The sequence below is a fragment of the Halomonas sp. E19 genome, from assembly GCF_052439355.1.
In the GTDB taxonomy this organism is placed as follows: domain Bacteria; phylum Pseudomonadota; class Gammaproteobacteria; order Pseudomonadales; family Halomonadaceae; genus Halomonas.
Genome location: NZ_JBNFWU010000001.1, coordinates 2081136 through 2106062, shown reverse-complemented (window position 1 = coordinate 2106062; position 24927 = coordinate 2081136). Strand labels below are relative to the sequence as shown.

At 64.4% G+C, this 24927-nt stretch carries 19 protein-coding genes, 2 tRNA genes and 4 pseudogenes; 15 read left to right on the top strand and 10 right to left on the bottom strand.

The features are described from left to right. The first annotated feature begins 10 nt into the window (after nucleotides 1-10). Nucleotides 11-566: pseudogene (locus tag ACUDAL_RS11085) on the top strand (NUDIX hydrolase). A gap of 51 nt (nucleotides 567-617) precedes the next feature. Here ACUDAL_RS11085 and ACUDAL_RS11080 read toward each other — a convergent pair. Then, nucleotides 618-929, bottom strand: a complete 312-nt coding sequence (locus ACUDAL_RS11080; protein WP_444678179.1) for an NGG1p interacting factor NIF3 — start codon at nucleotides 927-929, stop codon at nucleotides 618-620. A 228-nt stretch (nucleotides 930-1157) separates the two neighbouring features. Between ACUDAL_RS11080 and ACUDAL_RS11075 the strand changes: the two genes are divergently transcribed. From ACUDAL_RS11075 to ACUDAL_RS11055, 5 genes are all read left to right on the top strand, one after another. After that, on the top strand, nucleotides 1158-1664 hold the full coding sequence (locus tag ACUDAL_RS11075; RefSeq protein WP_444678178.1) for a fasciclin domain-containing protein: 507 nt from the start codon (nucleotides 1158-1160) through the stop codon (nucleotides 1662-1664). Between the two features lie 220 nt (nucleotides 1665-1884). Next, complete coding sequence (locus tag ACUDAL_RS11070) at nucleotides 1885-2862, top strand: lipid A deacylase LpxR family protein (protein WP_444678177.1); 978 nt, start codon at nucleotides 1885-1887, stop codon at nucleotides 2860-2862. Between the two features lie 315 nt (nucleotides 2863-3177). Further along, on the top strand, nucleotides 3178-4188 hold the full coding sequence (locus ACUDAL_RS11065) for an efflux RND transporter periplasmic adaptor subunit (RefSeq protein ID WP_444678176.1): 1011 nt from the start codon (nucleotides 3178-3180) through the stop codon (nucleotides 4186-4188). Continuing rightward, the gene (locus tag ACUDAL_RS11060) at nucleotides 4188-4310 is read left to right on the top strand and encodes a hypothetical protein (protein WP_444678175.1); all 123 of its coding nucleotides are present in this window, start codon (nucleotides 4188-4190) and stop codon (nucleotides 4308-4310) included. Before ACUDAL_RS11065 ends, ACUDAL_RS11060 begins: the two co-directional genes overlap by 1 nt. Then, nucleotides 4310-7456 (top strand): efflux RND transporter permease subunit, encoded by a 3147-nt coding sequence (locus tag ACUDAL_RS11055; RefSeq protein WP_444678174.1) that lies wholly within the window; start codon nucleotides 4310-4312, stop codon nucleotides 7454-7456. Before ACUDAL_RS11060 ends, ACUDAL_RS11055 begins: the two co-directional genes overlap by 1 nt. A gap of 42 nt (nucleotides 7457-7498) precedes the next feature. Here the strand turns inward: ACUDAL_RS11055 and ACUDAL_RS11050 are convergent, their stop codons facing one another. The 5 genes and pseudogenes from ACUDAL_RS11050 to ACUDAL_RS11030 form a co-directional block, all read right to left on the bottom strand. Further along, nucleotides 7499-8272 (bottom strand): efflux RND transporter permease subunit, encoded by a 774-nt coding sequence (locus ACUDAL_RS11050; RefSeq protein WP_444678173.1) that lies wholly within the window; start codon nucleotides 8270-8272, stop codon nucleotides 7499-7501. A 130-nt stretch (nucleotides 8273-8402) separates the two neighbouring features. Next, nucleotides 8403-10550 (bottom strand): annotated as a pseudogene (locus tag ACUDAL_RS11045) (efflux RND transporter permease subunit); the annotation flags it as partial. Between the two features lie 10 nt (nucleotides 10551-10560). Then, a complete protein-coding gene (locus ACUDAL_RS11040) occupies nucleotides 10561-11130 on the bottom strand; it encodes an efflux RND transporter periplasmic adaptor subunit (RefSeq protein WP_444678172.1) in 570 nt (189 codons plus the stop codon). Then, on the bottom strand, nucleotides 11127-11612 hold the full coding sequence (locus tag ACUDAL_RS11035; protein ID WP_444678171.1) for an efflux RND transporter periplasmic adaptor subunit: 486 nt from the start codon (nucleotides 11610-11612) through the stop codon (nucleotides 11127-11129). The genes ACUDAL_RS11040 and ACUDAL_RS11035 overlap by 4 nt, the downstream gene beginning before the upstream one ends. 108 nt (nucleotides 11613-11720) lie before the next feature. Beyond that, a complete protein-coding gene (locus ACUDAL_RS11030) occupies nucleotides 11721-12356 on the bottom strand; it encodes a TetR family transcriptional regulator (RefSeq protein ID WP_444678170.1) in 636 nt (211 codons plus the stop codon). 157 nt (nucleotides 12357-12513) lie between these two features. Here ACUDAL_RS11030 and ACUDAL_RS11025 point away from each other — a divergent pair. Continuing rightward, a pseudogene (locus ACUDAL_RS11025) lies at nucleotides 12514-13541 on the top strand (succinylglutamate desuccinylase/aspartoacylase family protein). Between the two features lie 6 nt (nucleotides 13542-13547). Here the strand turns inward: ACUDAL_RS11025 and dusA are convergent. Then, complete coding sequence (gene dusA / locus ACUDAL_RS11020) at nucleotides 13548-14543, bottom strand: tRNA dihydrouridine(20/20a) synthase DusA (protein ID WP_444679362.1); 996 nt, start codon at nucleotides 14541-14543, stop codon at nucleotides 13548-13550. A 694-nt stretch (nucleotides 14544-15237) separates the two neighbouring features. Between dusA and ACUDAL_RS11015 the strand changes: the two genes are divergently transcribed. Further along, entirely contained in the window at nucleotides 15238-15813 is a 576-nt protein-coding gene (locus tag ACUDAL_RS11015) for a hypothetical protein (RefSeq protein WP_444678169.1), read from the top strand. Between the two features lie 120 nt (nucleotides 15814-15933). Continuing rightward, entirely contained in the window at nucleotides 15934-16533 is a 600-nt protein-coding gene (locus tag ACUDAL_RS11010; RefSeq protein ID WP_444678168.1) for a hypothetical protein, read from the top strand. Between the two features lie 10 nt (nucleotides 16534-16543). On the opposite strand, the gene ACUDAL_RS11005 is transcribed toward ACUDAL_RS11010, so the two are convergent. Beyond that, nucleotides 16544-17137 (bottom strand): helix-turn-helix domain-containing protein, encoded by a 594-nt coding sequence (locus ACUDAL_RS11005; RefSeq protein WP_444678167.1) that lies wholly within the window; start codon nucleotides 17135-17137, stop codon nucleotides 16544-16546. A 227-nt stretch (nucleotides 17138-17364) separates the two neighbouring features. Here ACUDAL_RS11005 and gltX point away from each other — a divergent pair, with 227 nt between their 5' ends. The 3 genes from gltX to ACUDAL_RS10990 all read left to right on the top strand — a co-directional run bounded on the left by gltX (nucleotide 17365) and on the right by ACUDAL_RS10990 (nucleotide 19186). Next, the gene (gene gltX / locus ACUDAL_RS11000; RefSeq protein ID WP_444678166.1) at nucleotides 17365-18846 is read left to right on the top strand and encodes a glutamate--tRNA ligase; all 1482 of its coding nucleotides are present in this window, start codon (nucleotides 17365-17367) and stop codon (nucleotides 18844-18846) included. 168 nt (nucleotides 18847-19014) lie between these two features. After that, nucleotides 19015-19090 (top strand) — tRNA-Ala (locus tag ACUDAL_RS10995). Between the two features lie 20 nt (nucleotides 19091-19110). Then, nucleotides 19111-19186 (top strand) — tRNA-Glu (locus ACUDAL_RS10990). Nucleotides 19187-19663: 477 nt separating this feature from the next. Here the strand turns inward: ACUDAL_RS10990 and ACUDAL_RS10985 are convergent. Next, nucleotides 19664-20547: pseudogene (locus tag ACUDAL_RS10985) on the bottom strand (NAD(P)-dependent oxidoreductase). 133 nt (nucleotides 20548-20680) lie between these two features. Continuing rightward, nucleotides 20681-21964, bottom strand: a complete 1284-nt coding sequence (gene gltA / locus ACUDAL_RS10980; protein WP_444678165.1) for a citrate synthase — start codon at nucleotides 21962-21964, stop codon at nucleotides 20681-20683. Nucleotides 21965-22421: 457 nt separating this feature from the next. On the opposite strand from gltA, the gene sdhC reads away from it, so the two are divergent. The 3 genes from sdhC to sdhA are packed head-to-tail and all read left to right on the top strand — an operon-like array spanning nucleotide 22422 to nucleotide 24916. Further along, nucleotides 22422-22799: a succinate dehydrogenase, cytochrome b556 subunit gene (gene sdhC / locus ACUDAL_RS10975; protein ID WP_444678164.1), complete on the top strand. Its 378-nt coding sequence runs from the start codon at nucleotides 22422-22424 to the stop codon at nucleotides 22797-22799. Then, nucleotides 22793-23140, top strand: coding sequence for a succinate dehydrogenase, hydrophobic membrane anchor protein (sdhD, locus tag ACUDAL_RS10970; protein ID WP_444678163.1), 348 nt, complete (start codon nucleotides 22793-22795; stop codon nucleotides 23138-23140). The genes sdhC and sdhD overlap by 7 nt, the downstream gene beginning before the upstream one ends. 3 nt (nucleotides 23141-23143) lie before the next feature. Continuing rightward, the gene (gene sdhA / locus ACUDAL_RS10965; RefSeq protein ID WP_444678162.1) at nucleotides 23144-24916 is read left to right on the top strand and encodes a succinate dehydrogenase flavoprotein subunit; all 1773 of its coding nucleotides are present in this window, start codon (nucleotides 23144-23146) and stop codon (nucleotides 24914-24916) included. Nucleotides 24917-24927: the final 11 nt, after the last annotated feature.

Below are 24927 nucleotides of genomic sequence, written 5' to 3'. Positions count from 1 at the left end.
AGGGAGACTCATGAACTTCTGCAGCCACTGTGGCCAAACCGTGCGTTTCGCGATTCCGGCAGGAGACGATCGGCCCAGGTATCTGTGCGACGCCTGCGGTTCGATCCACTACCAGAACCCGCGCATCGTGGCCGGCACGCTGCCGGTGAGCGGCTCGCGCATCCTGCTCTGTCGCCGCGCCATCTCCCCCGCAAGGGCTTCTGGACCCTGCCGGCGGGCTTCATGGAGAACGCCGAGACCACCGTGCAGGCGGCGGCCCGCGAAACCTGGGAAGAGGCCTGTGCCGAGGTCGACATTCATGGACTCTACACCCTGATCAACCTGCCGCACATCAACCAGGTCTACATGATCTTCCGCGCCGAGCTCACGGGCGGCTTTTCCGCCGGCCCGGAGAGTCTCGAAGTGGCCCTGTTCGAAGAGCACGAGATCCCTGGGACGAGCTGGCCTTCCCCACCATCGAGCGCACCCTGCGCCATTTCTATGCCGACCGCGACGACGGTCACTACCCGCTGCACATCAGCGACATCACCGCCGAAGATCGCGAACGCTACTTTGGCTCGGCCTGAGGCCGCGTGCCGCCTTGCCCGCAGGCGCAGCGGCACGGCAAGCCTGGCGCGTCACAGTGCTTCCAGCTTCCACACGTCGAAGGCCGGCTCCTCGTAGGGGTGGGCTGCCCTAAGGGCGTCGACGGCGTCACGGATCAGGTGATCCTCACAGACGAGCTCCACCTTCAGTTCCTCGACTTCTTCCAGGGTGCCCACCTGCCCGATATGCGGGTTGGCGCCTTGCAGCGGGCGGAACTGCCCCGTGCCAATGGTCTGGAAACAGCACCCTTCGTAGTCGCCGATGCGCCCGGCGCCGGTGGCGAAAACGGCGTCCTTGACGGCTTCGGCATCGTTCAGCGGAACGAAAAACACCAGCTTGTACATGGCGTCTCCTTGTCTTGGTGGCTGTCTGCCGTGAGTTGAGCGGGCCGCTGGACTGTGCCCCTCGCTGCCTTTTTGCCTAGCGTAGCGGTCTCGCAAGCCCAGGTCATGGTGGCGCGTTCAGGCTTGGGTCAAAAATTATTTGTTCAAAACTTGTACAGAATATATATTTAGTACAGGGAGTGGCGGCCATCGCCACCCCTTAATCATCCCCTGCGAGGTAAAACACTGATGAAAACGCTTCAAGTGGTTGCCATGAAGTGGATGAGCGCAAGCCTGCTGGGCCTGATGACGGTGGGTGCCGTCCAGGCTGACCATCATGGTGACAAGCAGGATATCGTCGATACCGCGGCGGCAGCTGGGCAGTTCGAGACCTTGGCCGCCGCGCTGGAAGCCGCTGGGCTGGTGGAAACGCTCAAGGGCGAGGGTCCGTTCACCGTCTTTGCCCCCACCGATGAGGCTTTCGCCGCGCTGCCGGAAGGCACCGTTGAGTCGCTGCTCGAGCCGGAAAACCTGGACCAGCTACAGGCCGTGCTGACCTACCACGTGGTACCGGGCAAGGTGATGGCCGAGCAGGCCATGGACCTGGACAGCGCCACCACGGTGCAGGGCCAGGACATCACCATCAGCACCTCGTATGGCAACGTGATGGTCAACGATGCCACGGTGATCCAGGCCGATATCGAGGCCAGCAATGGTGTCATCCATGTCATCGACAGCGTGCTGCTGCCCGAATAAGGCAGTCGCCCATGGCTGCACATTGCCAGCCACCCCTAGGGGTGGCTTTTTGCTGGCCGCCGCTTGGGCGTGGTTGCCAAGGGCCGTCGAGCGAAGCCTAGAACGGTTTGGGGCTGCGGGGTTTGAGTTTCAAAAGTGCGTTTGATTGAACTTGCCTGTCTCGCGCTTGGCTACATACACTCCAGTATGTTTGTTAGCTTGCTCAAGGAAGAGGCCCCGCATGAATCGAAGTCTCGGTTGCCTGATCGGTGCGCTGCTCCTGTCGTTGGCGACACCGGCGCTGGCGGATGTGCTGACGCTGCAGGTCGACAACGACGGCCTGGTGAGCAGCGACGATGACCACTACACCTCCGGCGTCGAGTTTGGCTGGGCTCGGTCAGTTACGGCCGACCACTGGTCCCAGTCACTGATGGCGGGTCTACCGGACGCCTGGTGGCGCCAGGTCGATAGCGTGGGCTACCGCGTCAGTCATCGCATGTATACCCCGGTGGACGTTGAGCGGCGCAGCCTGATTCCTGATGACAGGCCCTACGCCGGGCTGGTGCTGGCGGGTTTCTCGCTGCACGAGATCCGCCAGCGGGGCGCCTGGGAGCGGCTCAATGTGCTGCAGTTCGATGTCGGTCTGGTGGGCCCGGCCACCGGCACCGATAGTCTGCAGCGCGAGGTGCACCGTTTCACCAACAGCGATCGCCCGCGTGGCTGGCGGCATCAGCTGGGCAACGAGCCGCTGTTCAACCTGGCTTACCGACGCAGCTGGTGGCGCTCCCATCAGCTTGCCGGGCTGGAGTGGCTGCACGGCCCTGCCGCGGTAGGCGCGGTGGGCAACCTGATTACCCAGGCCGGGCTCGGCTACGGGCTGCGCCTGGGTCACGGCATGGTGAACCGTCATGCCGTACCGTCGGCAGGCCCGGAGCGCATGGGCCTGCTGCCTGTGCAGCACCAGTCCGGTTTCGGCTGGCAGCTCTTTGCCGGCGCGGAGGGGCGCTATGTGGCGCATAACCTGCTGCTGGACGGCAACACGCTACGCGACAGCCATTCGGTCGAGCGCCAGGAGTTCGTCGCTGACGCTATCGTGGGGCTGGCGCTGAGCTGGGAGCGCTGGCAGGCCAGCCTGGCGCACGTCTGGCGCAGCAAGGAGTTCCGCGGGCAGGAAAGCGCCGACACGCATGGCTCACTGTCTCTCTCCTATCGGCTGTAGCGTCGCTGTGTGCGGCCTGTAGGCGTTTTCTTGTACACCACCCTGTTGTGTCCTGCCGCTATGCAGCGGCGCTTTTCACATAGCGTCCAGGCTGATACAAGACTGGCATACATGCATGTATGTAACTATAATCGCCCACCTGTTTTCATCCCTGAGCGAGAGCGGGCGCCGGCCGGGCTCTCGCCGAAGCATCAGCCTTCCTGCAGCGGAGACCGCAAATGAACTTGTCGCCACGAGGGGGATTCCCCGCGAAATGGATCTTGCCATTGGGCCTGCTCGCCGTGCTGCTGGTCGGCTGTGACCGCGACGAGGGCGGTGGCGGTGCGCCCATGGGCGGTGGCGGAGAGCGTCCGCCCCCCGGTGGTGGTGGTAGGCGTCGAGCCGCGCAGCGTGGAGGTGATCGAAGAGTATGCGGCACGCGCCCGGGGCTCCCGGGAGGTGCAGGTGCGCGCCCGTGTCGAAGGCATTCTTGAGGAGCGGCTCTATACCGAAGGCCAATTGGTCAGCGAGGGCGACGCGCTGTTCCGCATCGACCGCGAGCCCTACGAGATCGCCCTCAAGCGCGCCGAGGCCGAACGCGCCAACGCCCAGGCCGAGCTGAACCAGGCCAACCGCGAGTGGCGGCGCATTTCGACCCTGTTCAACCAGAGCGCCATCAGCGAACGCGAGCGCGACAGCGCACTCTCCGCGCGGGAACTGGCGGAGGCGCGCTACGCGCTGGCGGAGACTGGCGTGGCCAATGCCGAACTCAACCTCAGCTATACCGAAGTGCAGGCGCCGCTGGATGGCCTGACCGGCCTTGAAAGCTTCCCCGAAGGCAGCCTGATCGAGCGTGGCACGCTGCTGACCAGCGTGACCCAGCAGGATCCGATCCATGTGCGCTTCTCGCTGCCCGAGCGTGATGCTGCGCTGCAGCGTGCCGCACGCCGCGCGATGAGCGATGCCCAGACCGAGGCGCCGCGGGAGGCGTGGCTGACCCTGCCCGATGGCAGCGAGTACGCCGAGCAGGGCCTGATCGACTTCACCGATAGCACCATCGACCCGCGTACCGGCAGCGTGTCGGCGCGGGCCGTCTTTCCCAACTCGGAAGGACTGGTGGTGCCGGGGCAGTTCGTGCGGGTGCGTGTGCTGGTTCAGGAGCTTGACGACGTCTTCCTGATCCCCCAGCAGGCGGTGGGCCAGGGCCCCGGCGGCCCGCGCGTCTTCGTGGTCGCCGAGGACCGGGCGCAGGCTCGCGATGTGGACCTAGGGCCCATCGTCGATAACCACCAGGTGGTGCTGAGCGGACTCGATGCGGGGATCGCATCATTGTCAGCGGCTTGGTGATGCTGCAGGACGGCATGCCGGTTCAGGCTCGCGAGGCCGAGTCGGCCGATCAAGCCACGGGCGACGAGACCGCCGCCGAGGTGTCGCTCGACGCCGCCGACGTCGACGACGAGGAGGCGTGATGCTCAGGTTCTTCATCGATCGACCGATCTTTGCCTCGGTCATCTCCATCATCATCATGCTGGTGGGGCTGGCGGCGCTGCGGGCGCTGCCGGTGGAGCAGTACCCCGACGTGGTGCCGCCCCAGGTGGTGGTGCAGGCCGCCTATCCCGGCGCCAGCTCCACGGTGATCGCCGAGGCGGTGGCCGCGCCGCTGGAGCAGGAGATCAACGGCGTCGACAACATGCTCTACATGGAGTCGACCTCGACCGATGCCGGCAGCCTGCAGATCACCATCTCCTTTGCCATGGGCACCGACCCCGACCAGGCGGCGATCAACGTCAACAACCGCGTGCAGGCCGCGCTCTCGCGGCTGCCCCAGCAGGTGCAGACGCTGGGGGTGAGGGTCGAGGCGCGCTCGAACAACATCCTGATGGTGCCGGTGCTGTTCTCGCCGGATGGCAGCCGCGACGTGCTGTTCATGTCCAACTATGCGCTGCTCAACGTGCTCGACGAGCTGGTCCGCATCCCCGGGGTGGGTGACGCCTCGCTGTTCGGCGCCCAGGACTACTCCATGCGCATCTGGCTCAGTCCCGACAAGCTGGCCCAGTTCGACCTGACGCCCAACGACGTGGCCGCGGCGATTCGCGAGCAGAATGCCCAGTTCGCCGCCGGCAGCCTGGGCGCCGAGCCTTCGCCACAGGGCCAGGCCTTCACCTTCTCGGTGACCACACGCGGCCAGCTCTCCGAGGCCGAGGAGTTCGAGGCCATCATCCTGCGCGCCGAGCAGGATGGCAGCACCCTGCGCCTGGGCGACGTGGCCCGCGCCGAGCTGGGCGCGCAGAACTACTCCTTCTCGGCCACCTACAACGGTCAGAACGCCGTGCCCATGGGGGTCTACCTGCAGCCGGGGGCCAATGCCCTGGATACCGCCACCGCCGTCCACGAGGCGCTGGAGGAGATGTCGTCACGCTTCCCGGAAGGCCTGACCTACACGGTGCCCTACGACACCACCGAGTTCGTCGAGATCTCCATTCGCGAGGTGTTCATCACCCTGCTGATCGCCGTGGCGCTGGTGGTGGTGGTGACCTTCCTGTTCCTGCAGCACTGGCGCGCCACCCTGATTCCAGTGGCGGCGATTCCGGTATCGCTGATCGGCACCTTCGCCGGCATGCTCGCCTTCGGCTTCTCGGTCAACCTGCTCACGCTGTTCGGGCTGGTGCTGGCCATCGGCATCGTGGTGGACAACGCCATCATCGTGCTGGAGAACGTCGACCGCCTGATCAAGGAGCAGGGCATGAAGGCCCGCGAGGCCTCCATCGAGACCATGAAGCAGGTGGCCGGGGCGGTGGTGGCCTCGACCCTGGTGCTGGTGGCGGTGTTCGCCCCGGTGACCTTCCTGGGCGGCCTGACCGGCGAGCTCTATCGCCAGTTCGCGGTGACCATCGCCGTCTCCGTGGTGGTCTCCGGCGTGGTGGCCCTGACGCTGACACCGGCCATGTGCGCGCTGCTCCTCGACGGCCAGTCGCACAAGGTGGCCAAGCCGTTCCAATGGTTCAACGCCGGCTTCGATCGCCTGACCCGCGGCTTTACCTGGCTGGTCGGCAAGCTGCTGCGCCATGCGCTGATCGGCGTGGTGCTGTTTGCCGGTGTGATGGCCGCCACGCTGTTCTCCATGTCGCGCCTGCCGCCGGGGCTGGTGCCCCAGGAGGACCAGGGCGTGGCGCTGGTGATGTACCAGCTGCCGCAGGTGTCGGCGCTGCCGCGTACCGAGGCGGTGCGCGACCAGGTCTCGGCGATGCTGCTGGAGATGGACGAGGTGGATGAGTTCACCTCCTTCGCCGGCTTCGACATCATTGCCGGCGCCCTGCGCAGTAACGTCGGCGTAGGCTTCGCCAACCTGGCCGACTGGAGCGATCGCGAAGGCCCCGGCCAGGACGCCCAGTCGCTGACCGGCCGGATCATGGGCATGGGCGGCGGCATGCCCGAAGCCTTCGTGATCGCCTTCACGCCGCCGCCGATCATGGGGCTGTCGCTGACCGGCGGGGTGGAAGGGTATGTGCAGGTGCGCGGCGATGCCACCACCGAGGAGATCGCCGAGCTGGCCGGCCGACTGGCCGCCGCGGCCAATGCGCGCCCGGAGCTGACCAACGCCCGCACCACCCTGGACACCTCGATTCCGCGCTATCGGGCCGAAGTGGACCGCGAAAAGGCCCGCGCCATGGGCGTGCCGATCAACGACGTCTTTGCCAGCATGCAGAGCACCTTCGGCGCCATGTACGTGAACGACTTCACCCTGGCCGGACGCAACTGGCAGGTGAACCTGCAATCCGAAGGGGAGTTCCGCAGTCGCCCGGAGGATCTCAATAAGGTCTTCGTGCGCTCCCAGAGCGGCGAGATGATCCCGCTGAGCTCCCTGGTGACCCTGACCCGGGAGGCCGGGGCGGACATCCTCAATCGCTACAACGTCTATGCGGCCGCCAAGTTCCTGGCCGATGCGGCGCCCGGCTACACCACCGGGCAGGCCAAGACGGTGATGGAGGAGGTGGCCGCCGAGGTGCTGCAGAGCGGCGATGTCCAGCTGGGCTGGACCGGCGAGGCCTACCAGCTCGACGCGGCCGCCGGCGCCGGCGGCCTGGCCTTCGGCCTGGGACTGCTGATGGTGTTCCTTATCCTGGCGGCGCAGTACGAGCGCTGGTCGCTGCCGCTGGCGGTGGCCACGGCGGTGCCCTTCGGGGTGCTGGGGGCGGCGCTGGCCGCCATGCTGCGCGGCTTCCCCAACGACATCTACTTCCAGGTGGGCCTGCTGGTGCTGATCGGCCTGGCGGCCAAGAACGCCATCCTGATCGTGGAGTTCGCCGCCCAGAACCGCCGCGAGGGGCACAGCTCCACCGAGGCGGCCCTGGCCGCGGCCCAGCAGCGTTTCCGCGCCATCCTGATGACGGCGCTGACCTTCATCATCGGCACCCTGCCGCTGGTGTTCGCGACCGGCGCCGGCGCCAACAGCCGGCAGGAGATCGGTACCGTGGTGGTGGGCGGCATGATCCTGGCCAGCTCGCTGGCGCTGATCTTCGTGCCGCTGGCCTACAAGCTGCTCGACGACCTGACCACCTGGCGGCGCGAGCGCAAGGCGTCTCGCCAGGCGGCGCAGCCGGAAGCCAGGGGCTGATTCGCTGCCCGCCAGCGCCAGGAAGCGGCTGGCGGGCGACGGTCAAGCCTTGCGGCGCTGCCGCTCGGGCCGGATGCCGAAGAACAGTGCGTAGAGCACCGGCACTGCGATCAGCGTCAGCAGGGAGGCGAAGGCCAGCCCGCCCATGATGGTCACCGCCATGCTGTTGAAGAAGGCGTCGGCCAGCAGCGGGAGCATGCCGAGGATGGTGGTGCCGGCGGCCAGCAGGACCGGGCGCAGGCGGCTGACGCTGGCGTCGATCAGTCCGTCCAGGCGCGCCTTGCCGGTGTCGATCTGTGCGTCGATCTCATCCACCAGCACGATGGCGTTCTTCATCAGCATGCCCGACAGGCTCAGCATGCCCAGCAGGGCGGTGAAGGAGAAGGGCAGCCCGGTGACCAGCAGGCCGATCACCACTCCGCACACCGACATCGGGACCACCAGCCAGATGATCAGCGGCTGACGCAGCTTGCCGAACAGCAGGATGGAGGTCAGCAGCATCACCAGCGCACTGATCGGCAGCTGTCGGGCCAGGGCGGCCTGCGCCTCCGCCGAATCCTCATGCTCGCCGCCCCACGCCAGGCGATAGCCGGGCGGCAACGCCATGGCCTCGATCTCCTCGCGTATCGTCGTGAAGGCCTGGTTGGCGGTGTAGCCGTCGGCGGGATCCGCCTCGACCGTCAGGGTGCGCACCCTGTTGCGACGCACGATCAGCGCTTCCTCGCTGTGGGTCTCGAAGGCGTCCACCACCTGGGTGATGGGAATGAAGGTCTGCTCGGCGGCGCTCCAGATCAGCCTGTCGGCGAGCAGCGCCACGTCGTTGCGTTCCGACTCCGGGGGCGAGCCACGATGGGCAGCAGCGTGTCGTGTTCCCTGTAGGTGCCGGCCTGGACCCCGAGGAAGCGAACTGCAGGGTCTGGGCGATCTCGTCACGCCCGACGCCGGCCATGCGTGCCCGCTCCTCGTTGATCCTTGGCACCACCACCAGCTCCTGCTGGCGCCAGTTCTGGCGAATATCGATCAGCGCAGGCTGCTGCGCCATCCTGCGCTGGGCCTCGTTGCCCAGCTCGCGCAGTACGCTCGGGTCGTTGCCGCTGAAGCGCGCCTCGATCCTGGCGCCGTCGCCGGGGCCGAACTGCAGCCGGCGGGTGCGTACTTCCGCGTTCGGATAGGCCTCGCTCAATTCGCGGTAGATGCGCCTGTCGAGTTCCGGAATGTCGTCCAGGCTCCCGGTGCGGATGATGAACTGGGCATAGCCGGGGTTGGGCTGCTCGGGTGCGTAGGTGAGCATGAAGCGCGTGGCCCCCTGGCCGATGAAGCTGGATACCGCCACCACGCCCGGCTGCTCGAGCAGGTAGCGGTCGATCTCGCGGGCATCGCGCGCCGTGGCGCGGATGTCGCTGCCCTGGGGGAGCACGTAGTTGACGTAGAAGATCGGCGTGTTGGAGTCGGGAAAGAACGACTGCGGGATGAAGCCGAAGGCCCAGAAGCACAGCGCCGTGATGGTGACCAGGAGCCCGACGGTCAGAGCCCGCAGCTTGAGGGCCAGGCCCAGCATGCGCCGGTAGAGGCGGTAGAGCAGGCCCTTGTACGGGTCCTCGTCGCCGTCGCCGGACTGGCGCAGCAGGTAGTAGCCGAACAGCGGCGTGACCGTGATGGCCAGCAGCCAGCTGAGCATCAGCGAGATCAGGATGACCATGAACAGGGAGAACAGGAACTCCCCGGTCACGTCGTCGGACAGCCCGATCCCGGCGAAGGCCATGATGCCGATGACGGTGGCCCCGAGCAGCGGGATCTGGGTGCGTCGAGCGGCGGCACTGGCGGCTTCGGTGGCGTTCTGCCCGCGCTTCATGTTGATGACCATGCCTTCCGCCACCACGATGGCGTTGTCCACCAGCATGCCCATCGCGATGATCAGCGCCCCCAGCGAGATACGCTCCATCTCGATGTTCAGCAGCGCCATGAACAGCAGGGTGCCGAGCACGGTGAGCAGCAGGGTGGCCCCCACCACCAGGCCGATGCGCCAGCCCATGAACAGACAGAGGACGCCGATCACGATGGAGACCGACATGGCCAGGTTGAGCAGGAAGTCATTGATGGCGTCATCGACGACGCGGTGCTGCTCGTAGATGGGGTGCAGCTCGACTCCCAGCGGAATGCGACCCTGCAGGCTTTGCAGGTGCGCCTCGACCGCGTCGCCCACCTCGATGATGTTTTCCGTCTCGATGCCGGCCACCGCGAGGGTGAAGGCATCGGTACCGTTGTGACGTACGAGGTGGCCGGGAATCTCGCTCGGCTGGCGATAGACGTTGGCGATATCGACCAGCGAGATCTGCTCGGTGGTGCCGGGCCGCCCGATGCGTATTGCCTCGATCGCGGTCACGCTGTCGACCGCGGTACGGGCGACGATGCGCACATGGCTGTCGCCCACGCGCAGCGCCCCGGCGTCCTCCACCGTGTTCTCCGTCTGGATGGTGTTGACCACCTGCTCCACGGGGATGCCGAGCGTGGTCAGGCGCTCGTTGGGGATCTCGACGTAGATCGTCTCCTCGCGCTCGCCCGCCGTGGTGACCCTGGCCACGCCGGGCACGGTCAGCAGCTCCCGCTGCAGGAAGGTGGAGATGTCGCGGATCTCCTGCGCCGAAAAGCCTTCGGCCGTGACCGCGTAGAACAGACCATAGACCTCGCCGAAGTCGTCGTTGACCTGCGACGGCTGGGCGCCGGCGGGAAGTGCCCCTTGGGTGTCGTTGATCTTGCGTCGCAACTCGTCCCAGATCTGGGGCAGCTCGTGGCTGCGATAGTCGGAGTGGACTTCTACCTCGATCTCGGAGCGCCCGGGCAGCGAGGTGGAGGAGATCACATCGATCTGCTGCAGCTCCTGGATGGCACGCTCCAGCCGTTCGGTGACCTCCTCCTCGACTTCACTGGCGGTGGCGCCGGGGTAGGGGGTGTTGATGATGGCGTTGGGAATGGTGAAGGCAGGGTCTTCCAGCTTGCCCAAGGTGTTGAAACCCCACAATCCTCCGAAGAAGCACACCACCACGATCAGCCAGGTATTGAGCGGGCGCTCGATGGAGCGTCGTGCGATATCCATGCGCGGCTCCTTACAGTGAATCTCGCAGCGGTGTGACCGACATGCCCTCGCGCAGCAGGTGCACGCCGGCGGCGACGATCGTCTCGCCGTGAGGTAGTCCGGCGATCACGGCGACATGGTCGCCGCTGATTTCGCCGACGGTTACCGGCTGGGCCGAGACGGACTGGCTGTCCTCGTCATAGCGCCAGACATGGAACCGGCCGGCCTCGTCCTTGGCCAGCGCGCTGGCCGGCACCATCACGATGGGCGGCATGACCGCCTCGCGCAGCTCAACGAAGACGCTGGCGGTCATGCCGGGCAACGCAAGCAGGGGGTGGTCGTCGTCCAGCGCGAATTCGACTTCGTAGGTCTGGGCAACCGGGTCGGGTTCGGTGACGAGTTCGCGAAAGACCAGGGAAAATTGCCGGCCCGGTATCGAAGCGAGCTCCGCCCGCACCCGGAAGCGCGTAGGATCTTCGAGATGACGCACCAGCGATTCGGGCACGTTGATGCGTATGCGCAGTTCGGATACATCCTGCACGCGCACGATCTCGGCATTGGCCGGCACGTTGCTGTGGTTGTCGACCAGGCGCCGTGTCACCAGGGCATCGAAGGGGCTTCCAGGGTGGTGTGCTCGAGGTCGCGCCTGACGCTATCCAGCTGAACGTCGGCGAGCTCGTACTCGGTGCGGGCCGCATCGAAGCTGGCCTGGGCGACGGCGTTCTGCTGCAACAGGCTGCGCTGGCGCTCCATCTGGCGCCTGGCCAGCTCCTGCTCCGCCTCGGCGCGGCGCACGGCGAGCTCGTAGTCGGTGGGGTCGAGGCGGGCGATCAGCTCGCCGCGAGGAATTACCGTGCCCTGGACGGCTGGAAATTCCTGCAGCCGACCGCTGACGCGAAAGGAGAGATCGACGCTCTGCAGCGCCGCGACACGGCCGACGAAGCGCCGGCTGGGCGCGATCTCCTGCTGCCCGGCCTGGTAAAGCTTCACCACCCGCGTGGTGGGCTCGGTGTGCTCTTCCGTGTCGTCACAGCCTGACAGGCCCAGCGCAATGAGCAAAAGCCACGCGATGGCGCGTTTCATGGTGGGCCTCCCTGCCTTGATCGACGATGACGCAATCTAGCTGCTGGGGCGTCAAGTTGCACGCTTTCAGAAAACGGAATGCTTGCTCTTGTACTACTGTGCAGGTGCTCAACGTTCGGCGCTGGCGCCCGGCTCGCGGGCGACCAGACGCAGCAGAGTATCCACCAGCTCCATGCCGCGCTCTACCAGTGAATATGGCTCGTGGTTGCGCAGCCAGTCGTGGAACAGCCCGCCCAGCGATGCCTGCAGGAGACGGGCAGCCTGCTCGGGCGAGATATCCTCGCGCAGTCGCTGCTGCTGGGCGGCGACACCGAAGTACTCGATGAGGGCGCCGCATGACTCCTGGGCAATCTCGTTCTGCATGGCCAGGGGATCAATCTCGCCGAAGACCTCGCAATGATGGATCAGGATCGCGTAGACGCGGCGGTAGCGAGGCTGCTCCAGCCTGACGAAGCCTTGGCGGCATGCCAGCCGAACGGCTTCGAGAGGCGCATTGGCCAGCGAAGGTTCGTCGATCTCCTCGACCAGTTCGCGAAATGGCATGCGCACCCGGTCCAGCATGGCGCGAAACAGGTCGGCCTTGTTGCGGAAATGCCAGTAGACGGCGCCGCGCGTCATGCCGGCGTGACGGGCGATCTGCTCCAGCGAGGTGCGTGCGACGCCGTGCTCGAGGAAGATGGCTTCTGCAGCGTCGAGCAGCATTTCTCGGGTGGCGGCGGCTTCCGCTTTGGTACGTCGGGCCATGATGGGGACGACTCTCTTCGTGCAGACCAGCGATAGGGCTATTCTAACCCAATTGAGAGTTTTTACATACAGCTATGTATGGTTGGTTGGCCCTGCCTCGTCAAGCCTAACGCACTGCGGTATAAAGGAAACGTCGTTTCCTGTCACGGAGTTGCCCATGGCTCGACCCTCCTTCGAACTCGCCGGTACCCGGGTCAAGCCAGGCAGTCGGCTGCAGATCGACGTGCCGGTAGCGCGACTCTACACCCACGCCCCCTGCACATCCCCGTGGAAGTCGTGCATGGCCGCCTGGACGGTCCGGTGCTGCTGGTTTGCGGCGGCATTCACGGCGACGAGATCAACAGCGTGGAGATCGTGCGCCGGCTGATGCGCCGCCAGATCCAGGGCTTGCACGGCACCCTGATCGCAGTGCCCATCGTCAACGTGTTCGGCTTCATGCAGCACAGCCGCTACCTGCCCGACCGGCGCGACCTCAACCGTTGCTTTCCCGGTAGCGAGACAGGTTCGCTGGGGGCGCGGGTGGCGGCACTCTTTCGCGAGCAGATCGTCGATCACGCCACGCACATCATCGATCTGCATACCGGCGCCATTCACCGCACCAACCTGCCGCAGATACGCGCCCAGCTCAGTCCCGGCAGCGAGACCGAGCGCATGGCCAATTCCTTCGGCGCGCCCGTGATCCTGAACGCCGAGCTGCGCGAAGGCAGCCTGCGTCACTATGCCCAGACCCGCGGCATCCCGGTCCTGACCTATGAGGCGGGCGAAGCACTGCGCTTCGACGAGTGGGCCATCGCCCCTGGCGTGCGCGGGGTGCTGCGGGTGATGCGCCGACTCGGCATGCTGACAGGCGAGCACCGACGTCGCCCGCCGCCGCTGGCCGAGCTGGCCAATGGGTCGAGCTGGGCACGCGCACCGATCGACGGCATCCTGCGTCCCAAGGTGCGGCTCGGCGCGCGGGTGGCCAAGGGCGACGTGCTGGGCAAGGTCGCGGACCCCTTCGGCAATGCGGAGGCCAGCGTCCGAGCCATGGCCGACGGCATCGTGATCGGCATGAGCCGGCTGCCGCTGGCCAACGAGGGCGAGGCGCTGTTCCACATCGCCCGCTTCGATGCCATCGAGGAGGCCGAGAGCGCCATCGAGACCTTTCATTCCAGCCTCGAGCCGCTCCCCGATCCGCTTTATTGAGGCGGCTCAGGCCGTTTCGGCGGGCTCCCGCTCCGGCACCAGGCTCAGGGCGTCGTCGTACACCCGCAGGCAGGCGCCGTCCAGGTGCCCGTTCTCGGAGAGATGACGGCGGAAACGGCGCCCTCCCGGCTGGCCCTGGAACAGGCCCAGCAGGTGGCGGGTCACGTGGTTGAGCTTGGCGCCCTCTTCCAGCCGCTGGGCGATGTAGGGGCGAAAGGCGCGGGCTGCGGCGTGGCGGCTCCTGGCTGGTCCCTCGATGCCGTACAGCGCCCGGTCCACTCCGGCCAGCAGCCAGGGGTTCTGGTAGGCTTCGCGGCCCACCATCACGCTGTCGACGTGATTCAGTTGCTCGCGGCACTCTTCCAGCGTCTTGATGCCGCCGTTGATGCCGATGTGCAGCTCCGGCCGGCTGGCCTTCAAGCGATGCACCCGCGGATAGTTGAGCGGCGGGATATCGCGATTCTCCTTGGGCGAGAGCCCCTTAAGCCACGCCTTGCGGGCATGCACGATGAAGGTCTCGCAGCCGGCGTCCGCCACCTGGGCGATGAAGCGCTCCAGGTCGGCGTCCTCGTCCTGGTCGTCGATGCCGATGCGACACTTCACGGTGACCGGGATGGCGACGGCTTCGCGCATGGCGCGCACCGCCGCGGCGACCTTTTCCGGGTGGCCCATCAGGCAGGCGCCGATCAGGTTGTTCTGCACCCGGTCGCTGGGACAGCCGACGTTGAGGTTCACCTCGTCATAGCCCCACGCCTCGGCAATCGCCGCGCACTCGGCCAGTTCGCCCGGATCGCTGCCGCCAAGCTGCAGTGCGATGGGATGCTCGACCTCGTCGTAACCGAGGAAACGCTCCCGCGGGCTGCCGTGCAGGATGGCGCCGGTGGTCACCATCTCGGTATAGAGCAGCGCCTGGCGGGTCAGGGTACGGGCGAAGGCCCGGTAATCGCGGGTCGTCCAATCCATCATGGGCGCCACGGAAAAGGTACGGTCGAGCTGACGCATCGGGATCACGGGTTGGGGGATGACCACTCATTTTACCAGCCTGCCGATGGCTGTGTCAGGTTGGCAGACCCTGCTTGCCGCAGCGCCGCCTCCCTGTGTCGAAGCTTTTGAGCGCTCTTTTGTAAGCTATATCCTACAAAGTTTCAGTCAATTTCCTACAATTTTGTTAACACATGTTAATTCATCGAGTGTAGCGAAATGTCACCTTAGTCGGCGGGGAGCATGGACGCTCTTGCAAGGAAGCGGGTCAGGACGACCAGCCCAACCCAGGGAGGCATGAACAGGAGGTTCATGGCAGGCAAAAGGACTTGGGATCGAAGCCCGACGAGCGTCGGGCTTTCTCATGGCCCTTGCGCTGTGCTGTCCGGTTCTTGCCCTTGGGCAGTCATTCAATGCTTCCCGTCATTCACGGCCGGCCGCTTCGGTCACCTTGCCGCCGTGAGGGGCGCATTGCTATTACCTTCATGCCACCCCATCGGGGCGCAGTCGCCAGGGAGCACGCTGTGCACATGATGAGCTGTCATCGACCGTCATGACGGTGGCAGGTTGCTGCTGAATCGCATCTCTCGCTGTGCCCGCTGGGTGCAGCAATGAGCTGCGCGCCGGTTTTATCGAGGAGTCGAATTCAACATCTAAGAATAGCTAGCGCAGGAGGAAGGGACATGTTCAGGATGAATTGGAAAAAAGGCTAGGAATGCTCGAGCGCAAGGCGCCGGCGTTCGCTTTGTTACTCTTCATGACGTTTGCGTTGGGAAATGCGCTGTGGCCCTTGCATTCTGCCATTCGGGTCGCAGAAGGGCAGGGGCAGGAGCCAAGGCAGGCGCAATATCAGCAAGCCCGGCTTGCCTACACCGCTGGTGTAGCCGAGCTCGTGGTCAACCATAGCTATCTCTTTGACTTGTCACAGGGCATCCTGGAGAACAAGAAGCTCTATTGCCTCATGGGGGAGTTCCTGCAGCAGAGCTCCGACGCCATGCCCGTCTCAGCCGAAATGCTCAGCCGCTACGCCAACCTGTGTAATGTCTTCAGCACGGCAGTGGACATGTTGGATACCTACGCGGACCGTATGGCCCAGCATGAAGGCCTGCCGCCGACGCTGTATCGCTTCACCTTCAAGGAGCGCGGTGAGGTTAAGGAGGTCGGGCCTTTTTTCACCCTGCAGGAGTGCGGTGAGATCACGTCGCGCATGGCCTTCCTGGAAGTCCAGGTATCGGCCTGCGTGCCCTATGAAGACTGGCATTACCCCTACATCTTTTCCCAGCACAGTTAGTCGGAATCGCCCCATTGCCTGAGACGCAAGGTGCCGGCAAGCCCTTTCCCGTTGACCGGCAGGACGAACTGACCGCCGCGATGGTAGTCTAGAAAGGCACGAATCGTCTGGAGGATGCCCATGAAGACACGCCGTCGACTGGTCTATGCGGGAGGTATCATGCTGCTGCTGGCGGGCTGTGGCGGGGATGACAATGGGGATGAGGCGACCAACGGAGCGCTGCAGGAGCCGCAAGGCGCTGAGGCGCCGCCGCCAGACGAAGCCGAGCCGCCGGTCGCCGAGGTGGCGCCCGTCGACCCGCTTGAGGTGGAGGTCGAGGCTTCGGCCTCGCTGCGCCCCGACAGACGGTTGATGGTGGAGGGCGAGACCAACCTGCCGGATGGCGCGCTGCTGCGTATCGTCGTCGAGCGTGAACTCAGCGGCGTGCGCTGGCAGTCGCGCACCAGCGTGCAGCAGGGTGGCTTCAACGCAGGACCTTTCGGCCCGGGCAGCGGCCTTCCCGATGGCGGCTATACCATCAATGTGCTGTTGACTGAGGCCAATGTGCAGCCTGCCGGTGTTCGCGAGCGTATCGGTGAACAGGGGCAGTATCTGGCCGGTCCCTTGGTTCAGACCTCGCGGCATGGGTTGGGTCAGACCATTGCTTATTCCCATCGTTTGCTGATCGGCAGCGAGCCACGCCGTACCAGCGATCGCGTCGAGGTGCTGCAAGTTGATTGAAGGCGCCGACTCAGGCCAGGGTAGACCGCCACCGGGCCAGCAGCTTGCCCACCACCCGGGCCTGGTTGCCAAGCGGCTGCGGAACGTCACCCAGCCGGCCGGAACGTTGGCACAGCAGCTTGCCGCTGATGCTCTGCTCGAGCCTGCCGATGAACAGGGTGTCGTCTTCAATCAGGTAGTGCCCGGGCGCCTCGAACGCTTCGGTAGCGCCAAAGGCTGCCAGGTCTCCTCTCTCGAGGTAGTCGAAATGCACCCCAGGGGCGGGCGTGACCAGATACCATTCTCCCTGCCAGTGGGTTCCGGGAGGCAAGGCCTGATCCAGGTTGGCAGCGTGCGCGCCAAGGTTCAGCCAAGGCACGGGCGGGGTGCTTTCCAGCACGAGGATGCCGGTTGCTGGCCGGGGGTCGTCGTCGAGCAGCGCCTGCAGGGAGCAGCCCAGCGCGCCGGCCAGGGCCAGCAGCCGCTCGTGGCCGATCTGCTTGATCGCGCCCGACTCCCAATAGGAGACGGTGACATCCGAAACGCCAACCTGCCTGGCCAGCGCGGCCTTGTTTAGCTTGGCCTGCAAGCGGAGCCGCTTGATTCGATTTCCCAGGGATTCCATCTGTCAGCCTGCCGAACGAGGTGGGAGAGAATGGTCTTGTAACTTTACAGTCTGTGCAAATCCGGGCAATCAACGATAAAAATCCTTTCTGTAGATGTTTCGACCCGTTGAGCGCCCGCCAAGGTGCGTGGGCGAGTTGCCCGGGCAATGCCGAGCCGAGCGCGGCTGTCGGACACTCGGCAGGTGCGTATAATGCCGCCATGCCATCCACAACGGATAAGGACGACATGACCGTACGTACCCGTATCGCGCCATCGCCGACCGGCGATCCCCACGTCGGCACGGCTTATATCGCGCTGTTCAACCTCTGCTTCGCACGACAGCACGGCGGGCAGTTCATTCTTCGCATCGAAGACACCGACCGGGTTCGTTCAACGTCGGAATCCGAGCAGATGATTCTCGACTCGCTGCGCTGGTTGGGGCTCGAGTGGGACGAGGGGCCCGACGTCGGCGGGCCACACGGGCCTTACCGGCAGAGCGAGCGCGGCGACATCTATGCCGAATATGCGCGCCAGCTGATCGAGGCCGGTCATGCCTTCAAGTGCTACCGCACCAGCGAGGAGCTGGACGAGCTTCGCGAGGCCCGCAAGGCGGCCGGGATGCACCTGGCGCTCAAGCCTGCCGACCTGGCCCTGCCGGAGGACGAGCGTGCCCGCCGGGAGCGGGAGGGTTGGCCCTATGTCGTGCGCATGAAGGTGCCGAGCGTCGGGACCTGCGTCATCGACGACATGCTGCGTGGCCCCATCGAAGTGGATTGGGCGCAGGTGGATGCGCAGATCCTGCTCAAGTCGGATGGCATGCCCACCTATCACCTGGCAAACGTCGTCGACGATCACCTCATGGGCATCACCCATGTGCTGCGCGGTGAGGAGTGGATCAACTCGGCACCCAAGCATCAGCTTCTTTATGACTACTTCGGCTGGCAGATGCCAGTGCTCTGCCACATGCCGCTGCTGCGCAACCCCGACAAGTCAAAGCTTTCCAAGCGCAAGAACCCGACCTCTATCAACTATTACCGGCGCATGGGCTTCCTGCCCCAGGCGGTGATCAACTACCTGGGCCGCATGGGCTGGTCAATGCCCGATGAGCGCGAGAAGTTCAGCCTCGACGAGATGATGACCCACTTCGATATCCAGCGTGTGTCGCTGGGCGGTCCGGTGTTCGATCTCGAGAAGCTCACCTGGCTCAATGGGCTTTATATCCGCGAGGATCTGGATGATCAGGCTTTCCTCAAGGCCCTGATGACATGGGCCTTCAACGAGGAGTACCTCCGCGAGATCCTGCCGCAGGTGAGGACACGGGTGGAGACGCTCTCTCAGGTCGCGCCCCTGGCAAGCCACTTCTTTTCTGGCTTGCCGGCACTCAAGGACGAGGACTTCGACGGCGTCAAGCTGGACCGCGAGGAGCTCGTTAGGCTGCTGCAGTTCCTGGTCTGGCGCTTCGAGGCCGTGCCCGCCTGGGACAAGACGCTGCTGCTGGAAGAGGTGAAGGCGCTTGCTGGGCACTTCGAGCTGAAGATGAAGGACTTCCTTGCGCCAGTGTTTATCGCGATCACCGGTTCGGCGTCGAGCACTTCCGTCATGGATGCCATGGCCATACTCGGTTCCGACGTAACCCGGGCCAGGCTGCGACATGCCATCGAGGTGCTGGGTGGTGTCTCGAAAAAGCAGGCCAAGCGCTTCGAGAAGGAGTTCCGCGAGCTGGCCTAAGGCCTCTCGTTTCGCGGCTCTGCCATCGTGTCCCTGGCTTCGTCGTGTCACTGGCCTGGTTGCCTCTGTTCCAACTGCGGAGGCTTCATGGACCCGAGCTGAGAAGCGGAATAGGTGTTGACGGAGGCGAGGCGAATCAGTACTATACGCCTCGTCTTCGCGACATGTGGGGCCTTAGCTCAGCTGGGAGAGCGCGACACTGGCAGTGTCGAGGTCAGCGGTTCGATCCCGCTAGGCTCCACCATTTCTCGTCAAGAGACTTGCGTCCCATTCGTCTAGTGGTCTAGGACACCGCCCTTTCACGGCGGGAACAGGGGTTCGAACCCCCTATGGGACGCCACTTCTAGCTCTCAATTTCTGCAAGATCTCTATCAGTATTCTCTTCTGATATTTCGCCTGAGCCTCTGCCCGGAACATCCGTGCGGATGGTTTCCTGTTGCGTTCTTCGTGCCAAAGCACTGGTTTTTTCAGTGTTTAGAGGTTGACTTGTCCACTTGTTCAGTGCTGGCCCCGCCTGGCTGTGGGTAATCGCCTGGCTGACGGCTTGCGCCCTCGCATCTGCAAAAAATCTATTTAAATCAATGCACTAAAATTGGTCAAAAAATGACCAATCTAAGCCCGGGCCCCTGATCATGCCGATTCGATGGGGTTATAGGAGGGTTTTTAACAGGGTTATCCACAGAATGTGTGGAAAACGCTGGGCGGCCTGAGATGGGGCGCCGGCAACGTGAAAAATGGCGTATGTCAAGCGGGCGAGGTGAGATTTTTGATGCTTTACGTAACGGGGTGCGGCGCGGTGCGCAGCACCCCGAGTGCGTCATCCGATCGCGCGCAGCCGCTTGAGCAGAGCTGACGTGTCCCAGCGCCCTCCGCCCAAGGCCTGGACATCACCATAGAACTGATCGACCAGCGCAGTGACCGGAAGCCGGGCCTGGAGCCGCCGAGCCTGCTCTAGGCAGATGCCAAGATCCTTGCGCATCCAGTCGACGGCGAAGCCGTGCTCGTACTCATCGGCGATCATTGTCTTGTGGCGGTTCTCCATTTGCCAGGAGCCGGCAGCGCCCTTGGAGATCACGTCGATGACCCGCTGCTGGTCGAGCCCGGCCTGTTCGGCGAAATGCAGTCCTTCGGCGAGGCCCTGCACCAAGCCGGCGATGCAGATCTGATTGACCATCTTCGTCAATTGCCCGCTGCCGGCCGGACCCATGAGCGTGACCGCCTTGGCATAGCAGCGAAGCGTGGCTTCGGCCCTGGTAAAGTCCGCCTCGGTGCCGCCGCACATGACCGTGAGGGTGCCATTTTCCGCGCCCTGCTGGCCGCCGGACACGGGAGCGTCGAGGAAGCCGACGCCGCGCGCGCGGCAGGCGGCGTCCAGTTCAGCGGCCAGGTCGCAGGAGGCCGTGGTGTGGTCGACCAGCAGGCTGCCTTCGTGCATGCCGAGAAGCGCTCCGTCACTCCCCGTGGTGACGTGGCGCACATCATCGTCGTTGCCGACACAGACCAGCACGAGATCGGCGCCCTGGGCGGCCTCCTCGGCGTGGTGTGATGGCTGCCGCCATGCTCCGCGACCCAGGATTTGGCTTTGGTCTCGGTGCGGTTGTAGACGCGTACGTTAAGCCCTGCGCGGGCCAGGTGGCCGGCCATGGGAGAGCCCATGACGCCAAGCCCGATAAAGGCGACGGTGATAGCGGCGTTGCTCATTGGTGCTTCCTCTTCATAGGTGATGCTGCATGCGGAGCGGGAGGAGGGCGCCAGTGCGCCGAGGCCAAGACGCATGAAGCCGCCCGAAGGCGGCTTCATGACATGGCGCCCCGCTAGGGTCGCGGCTGCCGGCTTACTTGGCAGGATAGTCGCGCTGCGGGTGGCCGGTGTAGAGCTGACGCGGGCGACCGATCTTGTAGTCGTTGGACAGCATCTCGTGCCAATGGGAGATCCAGCCGATGGTGCGCGACACGGCGAAGATCACCGTGAACATATTGGTCGGAATGCCCATGGCCTTGAGGATGATGCCTGAATAGAAGTCGACGTTCGGATACAGCTTGCGCTCGATGAAGTATTCATCTTCCAGCGCGATCTGCTCCAGGCGCTTGGCGATCTTCAGCTGCGGATCGTCGATACCCAGCTCTGCCAGCACCTCGTCACAGGTCTCCTTCATCACCTTGGCGCGCGGATCGAAGTTGCGGTAGACGCGGTGGCCGAAGCCCATCAGCTTGAACGGGTCGTCCTTGTCCTTGGCCTTGTCGATGAAGCGCTGGATGTTCTCTTCGGAATCATCGCCGATCTCGTCGAGCATCTTCAGCACCGCTTCGTTGGCGCCGCCGTGGGCCGGGCCCCACAGCGCAGCGATGCCGGCGCTGATGCAGGCGAAGGGGTTGGCGCCGGTGGAGCCTGCCAGGCGCACCGTGGAGGTCGAGGCGTTCTGCTCATGATCGGCATGCAGCATGAAGATCCGATCCATTGCCTTGGCGTAGACCGGGTTGACCTTATATTCATCGCACGGGGTGCTGAACATCATGTAGAGGAAGTTCTCTGCATAGTTCAGGTCATTGCGCGGATAGTTGAACGGCTGGCCCACATTGTACTTGTAGGACATGGCCGCAATGGTCGGCATCTTGGCGACCAGGCGAATCGCGCTGATAACGCGATCCTCTTCCACCGTGATATCCATGTGGTCGTGATAGAAGGCCGCCAGGCCGCCGACCACGCCGCACAGGATCGACATCGGATGGGCGTCGCGACGGAAGCCCTTGAAGAAGTTGTTGATCTGGTCGTGCACCATAGTGTGGTTGCGGACCCGTGACTCGAAGTCGGCGTACTGCTCGTCGTTGGGCAGTTCGCCGAACAGCAGCGTGTAGCACAGCTCGACGAAGTTGGATTCCTTGGCCAGCTGGTCGATCGGGTAGCCGCGATGCAGCAGCACTCCCTTGGCGCCGTCGATATAGGTGATCGCCGACTGGCAGGAGGAGGTGGCCATGAAGCCCGGGTCGTAGGTGAACAGGCCTTCGGCGCCAAGGCCGCGTACATCGACCACGTCAGGCCCGAGGGTGCCTGAGTAGACTGGCAATTCGATGGTTTTCTCCAGGCCGTCTACCGTCAGTGTCGCTTTCCTGTCAGCCATTCTGGCCTCCTCTCGAAGTCGAATTGATCGTTAACCTGTTCTTTCGCAAACCCTGTTGGACGGGTTGGTCGGCGAAAAAGGTTCGCCCACTATAGAAGCGTTCCCGGGATTGTCAATTAGGCATAAGTGACTGCTTTGTTGTGCGGGATTTCCTATACAATACAAGCTTTGTATAGATAATGGTGCTTTGCATCAGTCCCGTCTGAAGGCGGCGCGATGCGGCGAGGCGGCCGTTTCCGGCGTGCAATCGCCAAGGGCAGCAGCAGCTTGAACCATGGTCGAGTTCCGCCGGAGTGTATTTGTCACTGGGTGTTCATATCCCTATAATCCACTCCGCGCGACTGGCAGGTACTCGTTGTCATGCCCGTCCCGGCAGCGGCGAGCCCCTACCTCAAACCACCGCCCGCTTGAGCCTGGTCCCACTGCAAGAGCGAGCCAAGAGAGTGTGTATAGAGCCGTGAATAGCAAACGACCCGTCAACCTAGACCTCACCACGATACAGTTTCCGCTACCCGCCCTTACGTCGATCGCTCATCGGATCAGCGGCGTCATTCTTTTCGTGGGCCTCATCTTTGCCTTCTGGGCCCTCGACAAGTCGCTGTCGTCACCGGAAGGCTTCATCGCCGTCCGCGATACGCTGGCCAACAATGTCCTGGCCAAACTGATCGCCTGGGGTCTGCTGTCCTCTCTGGCGTTTCACTTTGTGGCCGGCATCACCCATATGCTGATGGACGCCGGTTATGGCGTGACCCTGGAAGGGGGCACCAAGAAGGCGCAGATCACCGTGGTGGCGAGTGCCGTTCTGATCATTCTGGCGGGAGTCTGGGTATGGTAACCAACATCACCAATCTGGGTCGCAGCGGCCTCTCCGACTGGCTGATCCAGCGCGTAACGGCGGTCATTCTCGCGCTCTACACGGTTTTCATCGTCGCGTACCTGCTCTTCAATCCGGGCCTCGACTACATCACCTGGAGCAACCTGTTTGCCCAGACCTGGATGCGCATCTTCTCGCTGCTGGCGATTATCTCCCTCGTCGCCCATGCCTGGGTGGGTCTGTGGACCGTGACCACCGACTACCTCAAGTCGACCGGCCAGCGTATCGGCGCCCAGGTCGTCATCATCCTGGCCATCTTCGTGTTCCTGGTTTGGGGCATCATTGTTCTTTGGGGAGCCTGATTCATGCCTACCATGCGTACCTTGTCCTACGACGCCATCATCATCGGCGGTGGCGGCTCCGGTCTGCGGGCCGCGCTAGAGCTGGCCAAGTCCGGCAAGAAGACCGCCGTGCTCTCCAAGGTCTTTCCGACGCGCTCGCACACCGTGTCCGCCCAGGGCGGCATCACCTGCGCCATCGCCTCGGCCGACCCCAACGACGACTGGCGCTGGCACATGTACGACACGGTCAAGGGCGGTGACTACATCACCGACCAGGACGCCGCCGAGTACATGTGCTCCGAGGGCCCCAAGGCCGTGTTCGAGCTGGAGCACATGGGGCTGCCATTCTCGCGTTTCGATAACGGCCGTATCTATCAGCGCCCGTTCGGCGGCCAGTCGAAGAACTTCGGCGAAGGCGGCCAGGCGGCGCGTACCTGTGCCGCGGCCGACCGTACCGGTCACGCCCTGCTGCACACCCTTTACCAGAACAACCTGAAGAACAACACCGTGTTCCTCAACGAGTGGTTCGCGGTGGACCTGGTCAAGAATGCCAACGGCGACGTGGTCGGCTGCATCGCCATGTGCATCGAGACCGGTGAGGTGGTGCACGTTCAGTCCAAGGCCACGGTGCTCGCCACCGGCGGCGCTGGCCGCATCTACGCCTCCACCACCAATGCGTTGATCAATACTGGTGACGGCATCGGTATGGCGCTGCGCGCCGGCTTCCCGATGCAGGACATGGAGATGTGGCAGTTCCACCCGACCGGTATCTACGGCGCCGGCGTGCTGGTCACCGAAGGCTGCCGTGGGGAAGGCGGCTACCTGGTCAACAAGGACGGCGAGCGCTTCATGGAGCGCTATGCGCCCAACGCCAAGGACCTCGCCGGCCGCGACGTGGTGGCGCGTTCCATGGTCATGGAGATCCTCGAGGGCCGCGGCTGCGGCGAGAAGGGCGACCACGTCTACCTCAAGCTCGACCATCTGGGCGAAGAGGTGCTTAACAAGCGCCTGCCCGGCATCAGCGAGCTGTCCAAGATCTTCGCCCACGCCGACCCGGTCAAGGCGCCGATCCCGGTCGTGCCGACCTGTCACTACATGATGGGCGGTATTCCGACCAACGTGCATGGCCAGGCGATCATGCAGGACGCCGACGGCAACGACCGCATCGTCAACGGCCTTTTCGCCTGCGGCGAAGCAGCCTGTGTATCGGTGCATGGAGCCAACCGCCTGGGCGGCAACTCGCTGCTCGACCTGGTGGTGTTCGGCCGCGCTTCCGGCATGTTCATCGAAGGCGCACTCAACGAAGGCATCGATTACCTGGCGGCCTCCGAGTCCGACGTCGAGGCGGCCATGCAGCGCATGACCCGCTGGAACGAGTCCAAGGGTGGCGAATCCGTGGCGGCGCTCAAGACCGAGCTGCAGAGCATCATGCAGAACGCCTTCGGCGTGTTCCGCCAGGAGGATCACATGCAGGAAGGCGTCAAGAAGCTGGCCGACCTGCGCGGTCGCATCGGCGAGGCGCACCTGGTCGACAAGTCCGGTGCCTTCAATACCGCCCGCGTCGAGGCGCTTGAGCTCGACAACCTGATGGAAGTGGCCGAAGCTACCGCCATCGCCGCTCTGGAGCGCAAGGAGAGCCGCGGCGCCCATTCGCGCTACGACTACCCGGATCGCGACGACGCCAACTGGCTGAAGCACTCCATGTACTTCCCGGCCGAGAAGCGTGTCGGCAAGCGTGACGTCAACTTCAAGCCGAAGACCGTCGCCACCTTCGAGCCGAAAGTCCGTACCTACTGAGGGGAGTCACG